Source organism: Kribbella sp. NPDC020701, assembly GCF_055562215.1.
Genome location: NZ_JBVHFT010000006.1, coordinates 77,937 through 90,471 on the forward strand (window position 1 = coordinate 77,937; position 12,535 = coordinate 90,471).

At 68.3% G+C, this 12,535-nt stretch carries 14 protein-coding genes; 5 read left to right on the forward strand and 9 right to left on the reverse strand.

Annotated elements, in window-relative coordinates; translation table 11 throughout:
* Position 1 precedes the first annotated feature (1 nt).
* A complete protein-coding gene (rpsB, locus tag ACZ3HV_RS15920; protein WP_465684907.1) occupies positions 2-997 on the reverse strand; it encodes a 30S ribosomal protein S2 in 996 nt (331 codons plus the stop codon).
* A 284-nt stretch (positions 998-1,281) separates the two neighbouring features.
* On the opposite strand from rpsB, the gene ACZ3HV_RS15925 reads away from it, so the two are divergent.
* Positions 1,282-1,965 (forward strand): M23 family metallopeptidase, encoded by a 684-nt coding sequence (locus ACZ3HV_RS15925; RefSeq protein ID WP_465684909.1) that lies wholly within the window; start codon positions 1,282-1,284, stop codon positions 1,963-1,965.
* Here ACZ3HV_RS15925 and ACZ3HV_RS15930 read toward each other — a convergent pair.
* From ACZ3HV_RS15930 to ACZ3HV_RS15940, 3 genes are all read right to left on the reverse strand, one after another.
* Positions 1,962-2,363 (reverse strand): VOC family protein, encoded by a 402-nt coding sequence (locus tag ACZ3HV_RS15930; RefSeq protein ID WP_465684911.1) that lies wholly within the window; start codon positions 2,361-2,363, stop codon positions 1,962-1,964. The genes ACZ3HV_RS15925 and ACZ3HV_RS15930 overlap by 4 nt on opposite strands.
* A gap of 69 nt (positions 2,364-2,432) precedes the next feature.
* Complete coding sequence (locus tag ACZ3HV_RS15935) at positions 2,433-2,912, reverse strand: RrF2 family transcriptional regulator (RefSeq protein ID WP_360365130.1); 480 nt, start codon at positions 2,910-2,912, stop codon at positions 2,433-2,435.
* A 63-nt stretch (positions 2,913-2,975) separates the two neighbouring features.
* Positions 2,976-3,917, reverse strand: a complete 942-nt coding sequence (locus ACZ3HV_RS15940) for a tyrosine recombinase XerC (protein ID WP_465684913.1) — start codon at positions 3,915-3,917, stop codon at positions 2,976-2,978.
* A gap of 136 nt (positions 3,918-4,053) precedes the next feature.
* Between ACZ3HV_RS15940 and ACZ3HV_RS15945 the strand changes: the two genes are divergently transcribed.
* The 4 genes from ACZ3HV_RS15945 (at position 4,054) to dprA (ending at position 9,224) form a co-directional block, all read left to right on the forward strand.
* Complete coding sequence (locus tag ACZ3HV_RS15945; protein ID WP_465684915.1) at positions 4,054-5,688, forward strand: APC family permease; 1,635 nt, start codon at positions 4,054-4,056, stop codon at positions 5,686-5,688.
* 115 nt (positions 5,689-5,803) lie between these two features.
* The gene (locus ACZ3HV_RS15950) at positions 5,804-6,160 is read left to right on the forward strand and encodes a YraN family protein (RefSeq protein WP_360365124.1); all 357 of its coding nucleotides are present in this window, start codon (positions 5,804-5,806) and stop codon (positions 6,158-6,160) included.
* A complete protein-coding gene (locus ACZ3HV_RS15955) occupies positions 6,160-7,737 on the forward strand; it encodes a YifB family Mg chelatase-like AAA ATPase (RefSeq protein WP_465684917.1) in 1,578 nt (525 codons plus the stop codon). The genes ACZ3HV_RS15950 and ACZ3HV_RS15955 overlap by 1 nt, the downstream gene beginning before the upstream one ends.
* A gap of 389 nt (positions 7,738-8,126) precedes the next feature.
* Positions 8,127-9,224, forward strand: a complete 1,098-nt coding sequence (gene dprA / locus ACZ3HV_RS15960) for a DNA-processing protein DprA (protein WP_465684919.1) — start codon at positions 8,127-8,129, stop codon at positions 9,222-9,224.
* A gap of 86 nt (positions 9,225-9,310) precedes the next feature.
* Here the strand turns inward: dprA and ACZ3HV_RS15965 are convergent, their stop codons facing one another.
* The 5 genes from ACZ3HV_RS15965 to rplS all read right to left on the reverse strand — a co-directional run bounded on the left by ACZ3HV_RS15965 (position 9,311) and on the right by rplS (position 12,464).
* Positions 9,311-9,634: a DUF2469 domain-containing protein gene (locus ACZ3HV_RS15965; protein ID WP_012922325.1), complete on the reverse strand. Its 324-nt coding sequence runs from the start codon at positions 9,632-9,634 to the stop codon at positions 9,311-9,313.
* A gap of 76 nt (positions 9,635-9,710) precedes the next feature.
* A complete protein-coding gene (locus ACZ3HV_RS15970; protein ID WP_360365118.1) occupies positions 9,711-10,409 on the reverse strand; it encodes a ribonuclease HII in 699 nt (232 codons plus the stop codon).
* A 162-nt stretch (positions 10,410-10,571) separates the two neighbouring features.
* Positions 10,572-11,336 carry a signal peptidase I gene (gene lepB / locus ACZ3HV_RS15975; protein WP_360365116.1) on the reverse strand — a complete coding sequence of 255 codons (765 nt, stop codon included), beginning with the start codon at positions 11,334-11,336 and terminating at the stop codon, positions 10,572-10,574.
* Positions 11,333-11,962, reverse strand: coding sequence for a signal peptidase I (gene lepB / locus ACZ3HV_RS15980; RefSeq protein ID WP_465684921.1), 630 nt, complete (start codon positions 11,960-11,962; stop codon positions 11,333-11,335). Before lepB (ACZ3HV_RS15980) ends, lepB (ACZ3HV_RS15975) begins: the two co-directional genes overlap by 4 nt.
* Positions 11,963-12,104: 142 nt before the next feature.
* On the reverse strand, positions 12,105-12,464 hold the full coding sequence (gene rplS, locus ACZ3HV_RS15985) for a 50S ribosomal protein L19 (protein WP_465684923.1): 360 nt from the start codon (positions 12,462-12,464) through the stop codon (positions 12,105-12,107).
* Between the last annotated feature and the right edge of the window lie 71 nt (positions 12,465-12,535).

Below are 12,535 nucleotides of genomic sequence, written 5' to 3' on the forward strand. Positions count from 1 at the left end.
GTCAGGCCTCGTCGGCCTTCGGGGCCTCGGCGGCCGGGGTCTCCTCGGCCTTCGCCTCGGCAGGGGCCTCGGGCGCGGCCTCGGCGGCAGCCTCGGGCTTGGCCTCGGTCACCACGGCGTCGGTCGCGACCGGCTCCGTCAGCACGTCCGTGGCCGGCGCGGCCTCGGCCGCGGCCTCCGGCTTGGCCTCAGTGGCAGCGGCCTCCGGCTTGGTGGTGCCGTTCTGGCTCTCCAGCAGCTCCCGCTCCCAAGCAGCCAGCGGCTCCTCGGCACCCAGCTCCTCGCCGGCCGCGGCAGCGCCCTGGCCACCACGCGACATCAGACCGTCGGCGACGGCGTCGGCGACCACGCGGGTCAGCAGGCCGACCGAACGGATCGCGTCGTCGTTACCCGGGATCGGGAAGTCGACCTCGTCCGGGTCGCAGTTGGTGTCCAGGATGCCGATGATCGGCAGCTTCAGCTTGCGCGCCTCGTCGACGGCGAGGTGCTCCTTCTTGGTGTCCACGATCCACACGGCGGCCGGAACCCGGGCCATGTCGCGGATACCGCCAAGGGTCTTCAGCAGCTTGTCGTGCTCGCGGCGCTTCTGCAGCAGCTCCTTCTTCGTGACGCCGGAGGCGGCCACGTCGTCGAAGTCGATGAGCTCGAGCTCCTTGAGCCGCTGGAGCCGCTTGTTGACGGTCTGGAAGTTGGTGAGCATGCCGCCCAGCCAGCGCTGGTTCACGTAGGGCATGCCGACCCGGGTCGCCTGCTCGGCGATCGCTTCCTGGGCCTGCTTCTTCGTACCGACGAACAGGATCGCCCCGCCCGAGGCGACCGTGCTGCGGACGAACTCGTAGGCGCGGTCGATGTACGACAGCGACTGCTGCAGGTCGATGATGTAGATGCCGTTGCGCTCGGTGAGGATGTAGCGCTTCATCTTCGGGTTCCAGCGCCGGGTCTGGTGCCCGAAGTGCACGCCGCTCTCGAGCAGCTGCTTCATGGTCACGACGGCCATGAGGTGTTCCTCCTACGGACCCGGGCAGCCGGGTCACTTCTCGGTTGTCTCGCCACGGACCGGGTGATCCGCCGCGCCTGATGCCCGTCGTGCGAAACCACCCGGGAGGTCCCGGGACCGATGGAGACGCGCTGTTGTGCGGGCATGCGTAGTCGTCCCACTTACAGGGGACGCCACCGGAAGTGTACGGGACCAGCCCCGCCGAACGCTAACCGGCCACCGGTTGTCCACAGCCCCAGAACTCACGCTCCGCAACCACCCGTCACCACGGCATCTTCCAGGGTATGAACCTCATCCTCCTCGCCTCCGCCGCAGCCGCCTTACCCCTGGTCCCGTCCCCTCCCGCCGCCTCACCACTCGCACAGCCGCCGGTAGCGGTCTGGCCCCTCCAACCGCGACCGGAGGTCGTCCGCGGCTTCGAGCTCCCCGCCAAACCCTGGCTCCCCGGCCACCGCGGCGTCGACCTGGCCGGCTCCCCCGGTCAACCCGTCCTCGCGGCCACCGCCGGCACGATCACGTACGCCGGTCCGCTCGCCGGACGCGGTGTGATCACGGTCGCGACCGGACCCCGCCGTACGACCTATGAGCCAGTCGTCCCGGCCGTCACTGTGGGCACCCCCGTGACAGCCGGATCCGTCATCGGCCACCTCTCCGCCGCCGGCTCTCACTGCAGCCTGGCGACGTGCCTGCACTGGGGCCTCGTTCAAGGCCGGCAGTACCTCAACCCGCTCGCCCTGATCCCCGACCGCCCAGTCCGCCTGCTCCCACTCAGCACACCCCGGACTGCAGCCCCACCTCAGCCAAGCCCGCCCGCCGTGCGCATCAGTGCGCCCCAGGACTCCTCACGAGCTGGTCCGCCGGCCAGCGCGCAATCCAGCTCACCAGCCGGCGAGCGAACAGCCGCTGCCATCGTCGGCGCCACAGCAGCCCTGATGTTGGGTGCCGGACTCCTGATCAGACGCCACTAAGCGGCCAGATTGAGCTGCCACGACACCCCGTACCGGTCATTGACCCACCCGAACTTCCGGCTGAACCCGTACTCCCCGAGCGGCATCAGCACCGCGCCCTTCTCGGACAGCGCCGTGTACAGCCGCTCGAGCTCGGCCTCGTCCGCACAGTCCACGAACAGCGACACCGACGGCGTGAAGGAGAACTCATGGTGCACAAAGCTGTCACTGCACATGATCTGCTGCCCGGCCAGCGCGAAGGTCGCGTGCATCACCGACCCCTCAGGCCCCGGCCCCTCCGCGCCGTAGCGAGTGATCGCGACAACCTCGGCGTCGTCGAAGAGCGACAGATAGAAGTTCATCGCCTCCTCGGCCCCGCCCTCGAACATCAGGAACGTGGTGATCTTCTGCCCAGTCATCGACATCCTCCTGCAGTCACGACTTATATAAGTCGTCACTGTAGCAATGGCGGCGCCCGAGCGCGAGACTCAGCTGCCGGGGACGCGCGCCTGCCAGGCGTCCTCGTCGCGGGAGCGGCGTTCGACGCCGGCCGGGAGCTTGTTCTTGGCGAGGTCGACAAGCGTGGTGTGCTCGAGGACGTCGCGCAGGCTGGCGCGGGCGGCGATCCAGACGCGCTGCAGGACCACGGCCCGCTCGTTGTACGCGACGCTCTCGGGACGGACGCCGGAGATGCTCACGATCGGTCCGTCCACGGCGCGCATCACGTCCGCGACCGAGATCTCGTTCGGGTCCACGGCCAGCCGCCAGCCACCGGACTGCCCACGCTGACTCACCAGCACGCCGGCCCGCCGGAGGTCGGCGAGGATCCCCTGCAGGAAGCCGTGCGGAATGCCCTGTGCACGGCTGAGCTCCTCGGCCGACACCACCGACGGGTCGCTCGCCACCCATCGCTGAGTGATCTCGATCAGAGCTCGCAACGCATAGTCAGACTTCGCCGAAACCCGCATGTCCCGCAGTCTGCCCCATCGCCACGCCACCGCGCCGCATCCACACTCGATCCCGGCCCGGGATCAGGCTCGAGGGTGCGCCTGTTCGTAGGCCTTGCGGAGCCGATCGGTCGAGATGTGGGTGTAGATCTGCGTCGTCGCCAGGGACGCATGGCCGAGCAGTTCCTGGACGCTCCGAAGGTCGGCGCCACCTTCCAGCAGGTGGGTGGCGGCCGTGTGCCGCAGACCGTGCGGCGACAGATCGGGCGCGTCGACGACGGCGATCCGCTCGTGGACAAGGCGCCGTACCGCTCGCTGATCGATCCGGCCGCCGCGGGCTCCGAGGAAGACCGCCGGACCGCTCCCCTGCCGGATCAGCTGCGGGCGTGCCTCGGTCAGCCAACGACCGATGGCCCCGGCCGCCGGAACGCCGTACGGAACCGCGCGTTCCTTGCGCCCCTTCCCGAACACCCGGACGACGCGACGCGAGGTGTCGATGTCGTCGATGTCGAGGGCGCAGAGTTCGCCGACGCGGATACCGGTCGCGTACAGCAGCTCCATGATCGCGAGATCGCGCAGTCCGACCGGACTGCCGTCGTCCGCAGCCACGGCGGCCGCATCCAGCACGGCTCGCGTGTCGGCCTGTCCCAGGACCCCGGGCAGACTCTTGTGCGGTCGCGGACTCGCCAGCAGTGCGCCCGGATCCGTGCTGATCCGGCCGGTCCGATGCGCCCACGCGGTGAAGACACGCGCGGCCGTCGCCCGGCGCGACATCGTGCTCCGGGACTTCCCGAGACTCTGCTGCTTGGCCAGCCAGGACCGCAGCCCGCGAATATCGAGGCCTTCCAGATCATCGTGACCAAGCCGAATCAAATGTTCGAGTAAATCCGCGACATCTCCACGGTAGGCTCTCACCGAGTGAGTGCTGAGGTCTCTTTCCGCTGTCAGATGCCGTTCGTAGTCAGCCAGTAACACAGCGAAACTCTCCGGCCAGGAGCGGTTTCCACTGACATCGTCCGGCGCCATGCCTCGACGATGCGGGAGCCGGCCCGGCATCGCAAGCCACCGCGCGGGGGTCGAGGAGAGGAGGTCTGGTCGATAGCCCGACGGTCGACTACTGTTCGGCCCGATTGCCCTAGTAGCAACGGAGGCACCCCTGACCATGGCCCCCTCAGCGAACGGACAGACCGTAGGCCGGCGCCTGCCGGTCGAGTCGGCGTTCACTCGAGTCGAGGACGCGCGGCACCGTCTGCCGCGCTTGTTCGGTCGTCGCGACCTGGTTGTACTCGGCCTGGGCGTGATGATCGGGTCCGGCATCTTCAGCATCAGCGGAGTCCAGGCGGCCAATGTCGCCGGACCGGCCGTGATCGTGTCGTTCGTGATCGCCGCGATCGTCTGTGTGCTGGCCGCGGCCTGTTACGCCGAGCTGTCGTCCACGATTCCGGTCTCCGGTAGCGCGTACACCTTCAGCTATGTGACTTTCGGCGAGATGTGGGCCTGGCTGGTCGGCTGGGCGCTCGTGCTCGAGCTCGTCACCGCGGCCGCCATCGTCGCCCGCGTGTGGTCGGCGTACTTCCTGGCCACCTTGGACGGATTCGGCGTGACGCTGCCCACCGGCGTGGCGAAGTACTTCGGCCCGCAAGCCGAGATCAATCTCGTTGCTCCGTTGCTGTTGCTGATCCTGACCGCGCTGATCGTGACCGGAACCAAGCTGTCGGCCAGGGTGCTGACGGTGGTGGTGATCGCGAAGGTCGCCGTGATCGTGCTGGTCGTGGTGGTCGGCGCCGCGCACATCAGCAAGGAGAACTACCACCCGTTCATCCCGATGGCCCGGGCCGCGCCCGCCACCGCCAGTCCGACCTTGCTCGGCTGGATCCTGGACTCGTCGTTCGGCTCGTTCGGCATGATGGGCATCTTCACCGCGGCCAGCTCGATCGTCTTCGCCTACATCGGCTTCGACCTGATCGCGACCGCGTCCGAGGACGCGCGCAGTCCGCGCAAGACGGTTCCGCAGGGCATGCTGCTCGGTGTCGGCGCCGTCACGATCCTCTACATCGCGATGGCGGTCGTCCTGGTCGGAATGCGCCCGTACGGCAAGCTGGGCGGCAGCGCACCGGTCTCCGAGGCACTGGCCGCGGTCGGCGTCGGCTGGGCTGCGAAAGTGGTCAACCTAGGCGCACTGCTGGCGTTGATGACCGTGATCATGGTGGTCCTCATCGCGCAGAGCCGCGTGCTGTTCAACATGGGCCGTGACGGCCTGCTGCCGAAGAGCCTCGGCCGAGTCAGCCGGGTGTACTCCTCCCCCGCCCGCGCGGCAGCCGCCGCCGGCTTCGCCGCTCTGCTGCTGACGCTCTACCCGAAGGTGCTCGAGCTCGAGGAGTTGCTGGTCATCGGCGCATTGTTCTGCTTCGCGTTCTGTGCGGTCGGTGTGCTCACCCTGCGCCGCTCCGAGCCGAACCTCGAGCGCGGTTTCCGGGTGCCGATGGTGCCGCTGATCCCGCTGCTGTCGCTGGCCGCGACCGTGTGGCTGATGCTCAACCTGAAGACGAGCACCTGGACGAAGTTCGGCATCTGGATGGCGATCGGACTGGCGATCTACGGCCTGTACGGGCGTTGGCACAGTCGCCTGGCGAACGAGGACAGCTGGGACTTCGACATCGGCGACACGGACCCCGGAACGGGTGGCCTGCAGGCGATCCGGCACGAGCCGGATCCCCACGCGAACGAACTGCGCGCGGTGCGCACGCCGCCACAGCAACAGCAGAAACCGACGCGCGGCAAGCACATGCGGAACTGACACCCTCACCTCAGTTGCCCACGGCATCTATCCCCGGATAGTTGTCCACAGGCAGAAAGTGAGGTCCGAAATCGCGGCCTGATCCCGGCATGTTCTGTGTCGGAGGTGGTCATCGATGCGGACCAGCAACGTAGTCGGGCGGTACGGCGAAGATCTCGCCGCGAGGTATCTCACGACGCACGGTTTCGCCGTGCTCGAGCGCAACTGGCGCTGCGAGCTGGGCGAGATCGACATCGTCGCGCGGGAAGGCGACACGCTCGTCATCTGTGAGGTGAAGACGCGCCGCGGGCTGAACTACGGCAGTCCGCTGGAGTCGATCACCTACCGGAAGCTGACGACGCTCCGGAAGCTGGCAGGCCGTTGGCTGCAGGCCCACCAGCTCAGACCCGCGGCGATCCGGATCGACATCATCGCGGTCCTCTTCGACCAGAATACGCCGCCGAGCGTGGACCACGTGCGTGGTGCGGCCTGATGGCGCTCGCACAGACGTGGTCGGTTGCTCTGGTCGGCCTGGAAGGGCATCTGGTCGAGGTCGAAGCCGACATCGCGCAGGGTCTGCCGAAGACCACGCTGATCGGCCTGCCGGACGCGTCGCTGTCCGAAGCCCGCGACCGCGTCCGCGCCGCAGTCGTGAACAGCGGCGAGCGCTTCCCTGATCGCAAGGTCACCATCGGCCTCTCGCCGGCCACCCTGCCCAAGACCGGCTCTCACTACGACGTCGCGATCGCACTCGCCCTGCTCACGGCAGCTGGTGTGATCGAGCCTGGTGTGCTCCGGCAGACGGCGATCATCGGCGAGCTCGGACTCGACGGCCGGATCCGTGAGGTCCGTGGCGCCCTGGCGATGACGCTGGCCGCCGCCCGCGCGAGTTTCGAGCGCATCGTCGTCCCCGAGCTGAACTCGGGCGAGGCTCGCCTCGTCCCCGGCATCGAGGTGTACGGCGTGCGTTCGCTGCGGCAGGTGCTCGCGCTGTTGCGCGGGATCGAGATCCCGGACGAGGCACCCCCGCGCGCCGAGCCGCGGCTGCTGTCCGAGTCGCTGACCCGGGTTCCCGAGGTCGATCTCGACGATGTCATCGGCCAGCGCGAGGGACGGCGGGCGATCGAGGCCGCGGCGGCCGGTGGACATCATCTGCTCCTGCACGGGCCGCCGGGATCCGGCAAGACGATGCTGGCGGAGCGGCTCGCTGGATTGATGCCCGACCTCAGCACCGACGACTCGCTCGAGGTGTCGGCCGTGCATTCGCTGGCCGGGCTGCTGACCGGCGACGCCGAGCTCGTCGTCCGTCCACCCTTCATCGCGCCGCACCACACGGCCTCGCTGTCGAGCCTCGTCGGTGGCGGCTCAGGAATGCCGCGGCCGGGCGCCATCAGCTGCGCGCATCGCGGGATCCTCTTCATTGACGAGGCTCCCGAGATGCATCCGCTCACGCTCGACACGCTGCGCCAACCACTCGAGTCCGGGTACATCGAGGTGCATCGTTCGGCCGCGGTGGCCAAGTTCCCGGCCCGCTTCATGCTCGTCCTCGCGGCCAATCCCTGTCCCTGCGGGTTGTCCGGGACCAACCATGGGATCTGCAACTGCACCCCTCAGGTGCTGGCGCGGTACCGGCAACGGATCAGTGGGCCGATCAAGGACCGCCTCGACATCCAGCGCCAGATCCTGCCCGCCGCGCGCAGCCTCCCCGACGACGAGAAGCCGGAGTCGACCGCAGTCGTCGCCGCCCGAGTCGAGTCGGCCCGAGATCGCCAGGCGCACCGCTACCGCGACACCGCCTGGATCCTCAACAGCGAGGTCCCCGGCCCGGTCCTGCGCCGCGACTATCCGCTCGACGCCACCAGCCACAAACTCCTCGAAGACCTCTACTCCGCCGGCCGCATCACGGCTCGCGGCTTCGACCGCGTAGTCCGCCTGGCCTGGACCCTGGCCGACCTGGGCGGCGTCGCCCAACCCACCGTCGACCTCACCCACCAAGCCTTCCAACTCCGCACCGGCGAACCCCTGACAGCCCTAGCCGACACCCGTCCCCTCAAAGGAACCCCAACATGACCTGCACCCGCACCCCCACCCCCGCTACCCTCACGCCCACCTGCACCCCCACGCCCGCCGCCGTCACGCCCACCCCACATCCCCAGCGCACAACAACCCCAAGCCCCACCCCCAATATCCCTCGACCACCTGCCAAGACCTGTGCCAGCGCACTCGAGCAGGGTGCGTGGCCGTGCGGGGAAGGTGGGGAACGCGCCGTCGTGGCTGGTGACGTTGTGGTGGAGGAGGGCGTTTGGCTGGGCGGGCGAGGTGAAGGCGGCGCCGCTGGGGATGGGGGTGGGGTGGTGGTGGAGGTGGCTGGGGCGGGTGGGCGCGGTGGCGCGGGAGCAGGAGTGGTGGGTGGGGGTGGTAATGATCGGGAGAGATTGGCTCGGGTTGGGTTGTCTCGGGTGGTCGAGCCTGGAGATCCGGCCGCGCTGAAGGCGTTCGATGGTCTGAGCGTGCTGGAGATCTGGGAGCTGCTGCAGCAGAAGGCTCCTGGGGTGGAGCGGTGGTCTACGCGGCTCGCGGAGGCCGACCCAGAGCGGGACTTGGAGCGTGCGGCTGCGGCTGGAGCACGGTTCGTGATTCCTGGGGACGACGAGTGGCCGGAGCAGGTGGAGATCCTCGCGGAGGCCGGCCAGCTGAGCCGCCGAGCGGGAGTGCCCTTCGGACTATGGGTTCGGGGCCCGGCGCATCTCCGGCGGGTGCTAAGCCGGTCCGTCGCGTTGGTCGGTGCCCGTGCGTGTTCGTCGTACGGCGAGCATGTCGCGGCGGAGCTGTCCGCGGGGCTGACGGACAACGGAGTCACCGTCGTGTCCGGCGGCGCGTACGGGATCGACGCGGCGGCCCACCGGGGCGCTCTCGCGGTCCCTGGGCCGACGGTTGCGGTGCTGGCGTGCGGGGTCGACGTCAGCTATCCGAAGCGAAACTCCGCGCTGTTCAGCCGGATCGCCGAAGACGGGCTGGTGGTGAGCGAGCTACCGCCGGGATGCTCGCCGACGAGGCTGCGGTTCCTGGCCCGCAACCGGGTGATCGCCGCGGGCACGCTCGGTACGGTCGTGGTCGAAGCCGCCGTGCGCAGCGGTGCCCTGAACAGCGCCGGTTGGGCCGAGCAGTGCGGTCGCGCGGTCCTCGCAGTGCCGGGTCCGGTCACCTCGCGGATGTCCGAAGGCAGTCACCTGCTGGTCCGCGAACGAGACGCCACGCTGGTCACCAGCGTCGCCGAGATCATCGAGGCGATCTCCCCGCTGGGTACCCGCCTCACGTCGTACCCGCAAGCTCCCAAGACCATCACCGACGACCTGGACCACGACCTCCGCCGTACCCTCGACGCCGTCCCGCTCATCCATCCCGCCCCGGCCGCCCGGATCGCCACGACCGCGGGCCTGGACCTCTCCACCACCCAGACCTGCCTCGAAACCCTCGCAGACCTAGAGCTCATACAACCCACCGACACCGGCTGGCGCCTCCCCCCAACCACCCCACCCCCGACCTCAAGCCCCTAACCCAAGCCCTCCGCCTCACGCAGGCATGCAGCAGCGGACGTACGCCCGCTTTGGTGTCCGGTGGGTGGGTCGGGTTGGGGCGGGGGTCAGCGGCCGAAGTCGGAGTCTTTGGGGACTTCCAGGTCGGACTTGGCGAGTTCTTCGATGTTGACGTCGCGGAAGGTGACGACCTTGGCGTTCTTGACGAAGCGGGCCGAACGGTAGACGTCCCAGACCCACGCGTCGGCCATCGTCACCTCGAAGTACACGTCGCCGCCCTCGGTGCGGACCTTCAGGTCGACCGCGTTGCACAGGTAGAAGCGCCGTTCGGTCTCCACGACGTACTTGAAGATCCCGACGACGTCCTTGTACTCCCGATAGAGCTGCAGCTCCATATCGGTCTCGTACTTCTCGAGGTCGTCAGCGCTCACGCCTGCACCTCGCTGGCGCTCGGCTCCGGCATGAGCGCTAAGGCGGCTCTGTGGTTTGTTCGCTCGCTGCGCTCGCTCATCGGCTCTCCACTCCGGTGGGACTGGTCACATTCTGTCCCATATCGGGTCGCAGACTGCGGCGGACATTCTCGAACCGCCGTCGATGTTGTGGGCACGGGCCGTATTCGTCCAGTGCCGCCTGGTGTTCAGGCGTGCAGTACCCCTTGTGGATCGCGAACCCGTACTGCGGGTACACCTTGTCCCAGTGCTCCATCACGCGATCCCGCGTCACTTTGGCGATCACAGATGCCGCCGCGATACAAGCCGCCACGCGGTCACCCTTCCAGATCGCCAGGCCCGGTACGTCGAGTCCGTCGACGCCGAACCCGTCCGTCAGCACGTACGACGGGCGTACGTCGAGGCGGAAAAGGGCTCGCCGGAGCGCTTCCACGTTGGCCACGTGCATCCCCAGGCGGTCGCACTCGGTGGACTCGATGGAGACCACCGACCAGGCGAGGGCGCGCTTGCGGATCTCGTCGTAGCAGCGGTCGCGGGCCTTGGCGGTGAGGAGCTTGGAGTCGGCGAGCTCGGGGATCTGGCCGCGCTTGCCTTCCGGCAGGATCACCGCGGCCGCGACCAGCGGGCCGGCGCAGGGTCCGCGCCCGGCCTCGTCCACGCCGGCGATCGGGTCCAGGCCGACGCGACGCAGGGCTCGCTCGTACCCGTAGAGCCCGGCATCTCGCCGTACTGTGCTCCCTCGCGGCAACTCGCTCATACAGCCCTCCGCATCACACATCCCACCCTAGGCAGCCTCGCCGACCAACTGCACAGCAGGTCCGCGCCAGGGACGATGACAGGCTGGGGGTGGGCTGAGGGGCTGGAGGGTGTTGCCGGGCCGCCGGTGGGCGAGAGGTTGTGAGGGGCACCGGGAGTTCGCTCACTTAGGTGGTGGGGTGAGGGAGATCGAGGGTTTGTCCGGGGCCGGGCCAGGCGCTGGAACGGCTTTGAAAGTGTCGGGTACGCCGAGTTTGCCCCAGCGACCGGCGGGCCAGACGATCATGATCGCGCGGCCGGTGATCTTGTCCATCGGGACGAAGGCGGCGTCGCCCTGGTTGCCGCCGTTGGGATCGGTGTCCTGCAAATGGACGCGGGAGTCCCCGGACGCGGAGCGATGATCACCCATCACGAACACTCGACCGGCCGGGACGGTGACCTGGAAGTCCATCTGGGACGGGGCGTCACCCGGGTACAGATAGCTGGTCTCGTCGAGCGGCTGGCCGTTGACCAGCAGCCGGCCCTTGGAGTCGCAGCACGCGACCTTGTCGCCCGGCATGCCGATCAGGCGCTTGATCAGGTGACCGTGGCTGGAGTCCGGCAGCAGGCCGACCACCTCGAAGAACCGGCCGATCGAGCCACGCTTCTGACCGCTCTCCTCCGGGCCGAGCCAGCCGCCCGGATCCTCGAAGACGACCACGTCACCGCGCTTGACGTCGGTGAGCTTCTCGACCACGACCCGGTCGCCGACCAGCAGCGTGTTCTCCATCGACTCGCTCGGGATGATGAACATCTGCCCGACGAACGCCCTCAGGATCGACGAGACGATCAGCGCCCCGACCACGATCAGCACGAACTCGCGGGCGGCCGCCCCGAAGCCCGAACGGGGGGCGGGTTTGGAGTCCGTCTTGGTCGGTGTATCGGTCACTTCTTCAGCCCCGGCTTCTTGAAGGTTTCCGGAGGACGCAGCATCGTCATCCGGTCAGACGGCCAGATTACGCAACAGGCCCGGCCAACCACGTTCTCGACCGGCACGAAGCCACCGCCGGGGCCGCCCATATGGGCGCGGGAGTCGGCGGATTCGGCGCGGTTGTCGCCCATCACCCACAGATGGCCGGGCGGCACCACGACGCTGAACGGCACCTCCGACGGCTTGGCGTCCTTCAGCAGGTACTCGCGCTCGTCCAGCGCGATCCCGTTCACGGTGATCTGGCCGGCCTTGTTGCAGCAGATCACCTTGTCGCCGCCGATACCGATGACCCGCTTGACCAGATGCCCCTCGCCGCTGCGCGGCAGGATGCCGACGAACTCACCGACCTTGCGGAACGGACCGGGCTCGGTCTGTTCCTCGTTCAGCCAGTTGCTGGGGTCCTTGAAGACGATGATGTCGCCGCGATCGACGTCGCGGTGCATGTAGCTGATCTTCTCGGCCAGGATCCGGTCGTCCTTGGTCAGCGTGTCGTACATCGACTCCGACGGGACGTAGAACGCTTCCGCGACGAACAGCCGCAGTACCACCGTGATGACGAGTGCGAGCACCGTCACGGTGGTCATCTCGACGAGCAGACTGAGCAGCGGGTTCCGCTGCTTCAGCCTGCGGTGACGTCCTTTGCTGCGACGTGCCCTCTGTGCTGGGCGAGGGCGAGCGCGAGTCGCAGTGCTCGGCGCCATAGGTGACCGTCGTCGCTAGAGACGCTCAGGAGGCCGGGACGTCCCGCTTCTCCTTGATCTTGGCTGCCTTGCCGCGCAGATCGCGCAGGTAGTAGAGCTTGGCCCGGCGCACGTCGCCGCGGGTCACGACCTCGACCTTGTCGACGATCGGGGTGTGGATCGGGAAGGTGCGCTCGACGCCGACGCCGAAGCTGACCTTGCGGACCGTGAAGGTCTCCTGCAGGCCACCACCCTGGCGCCGGATCACGACACCCTTGAACACCTGGACGCGGGACCGGTTGCCCTCGACGACCTTGACGTGCACGTTGACCGTGTCACCGGGACGGAAGGAGGGGATGTCGTCGCGCTTGCTCGCGTTGTCGAGCTCGTTCAGGATGTTGCTCATCAGGTGTCTCTTCCTCGCGCGTGCCACAGGTCACCCACGAATGTCGGTGGTGATGAAGTCATCAAAAGGCT